General features: G+C 61.7%; 1 protein-coding gene. It reads left to right on the top strand.

Features of this window, described 5'->3' with window-relative positions:
* Positions 1-1,168 (top strand): UvrD-helicase domain-containing protein (locus OP496_RS17880; protein ID WP_280565286.1); only part of this gene is annotated, 1,168 nt, incomplete at both ends.

The following is a 1,168-nucleotide window of genomic DNA, read 5'->3' as shown; positions in this document are numbered from 1 at the left end:
TCAACTGCGCCTGGTCAAGCGCTTGCTCAAGGATCATCGCATCGACGCCGAGCGCTTCCCGCCCAAGCAGGTGCAATACTTCATCGGCGGCTGCAAGGAAGAGGGGCTGCGCGCCCATCAGGTCCAGACCCATGGCGATGCCTATATGGGCCAGATGGTCGAGCTCTACGAACGCTATCAACTGGCTTGCGAACGCGCCGGTCTGGTCGACTTCGGGGAATTGCTGCTGCGCGGCCTGGAGCTTCTGCGCGACAACCCCGAGTTGCTGGCGCATTACCGCGAGCGTTTCGGCCATCTTCTGGTCGATGAGTTCCAGGATACCAACACCTTGCAGTACGCCTGGCTCAAGCTGCTCGCCGGCGATCGCGCGGGCATGACCGTGGTCGGCGATGACGATCAGTCGATCTACGGCTGGCGCGGCGCCAAGGTCGAGAACATCCGCCGCTTCGCCGAGGAATTCCCCGCGACCACCACGGTGCGCCTGGAGCAGAACTATCGCTCGACGAGCGCCATTCTCGAGGCCGCGAACACACTGATTAGCCATAACGCCGGGCGCATGGGCAAGGAGTTGTGGACTGACGGCGTTCATGGTGAGCCGATCTCGGTCTATGCCGGCTTCAACGACCTCGACGAGGCCCGCTTCATCGTCGATACCCTCAACGAAGAAGTGAACAAGGGCAGCACGCGACAGGACATCGCGATTCTCTACCGTTCCAATGCCCAGTCACGGGTGCTCGAGGAGGCGTTGATCCGCAGTGGCGTGCCCTATCGCATCTACGGCGGCCAGCGCTTCTACGAGCGTCTCGAGATCAAGAACGCCCTGGCGTATCTGCGCTTGACGCTGACGCGCGACGACGATGCCTCGCTGGAGCGCGTGATCAACGTGCCGGCACGCGGCATCGGTACGCGCACTGTGGAAGTGTTGCGCGAGCGGGCACGTACCCAAGGGATATCGCTGTGGCAGGCGCTGCAAGATAGCCTCAGTGAGGGTTTGCTCAAGGGGCGCGCGGCAAGTGCGCTTTCGGCATTTTCGGAGCTGATCGAACGGCTCGACAATGATACTGCCGGCATGGAGTTGCATGAACTGATCGAACATGTCCTGCATACCACCGGCTTGCTCGAGCATCACCGCAATGAAAAGGGCGAGAAAGGTCAGGCGCGTGTCGAG

This window comes from Chromohalobacter sp. 48-RD10 (assembly GCF_029889785.1).
In the GTDB taxonomy this organism is placed as follows: Bacteria; Pseudomonadota; Gammaproteobacteria; order Pseudomonadales; family Halomonadaceae; genus Chromohalobacter.
The sequence above is the reverse complement of the archived record's forward strand: the minus strand, read 5'-3'. Positions and strand labels throughout refer to the sequence as shown.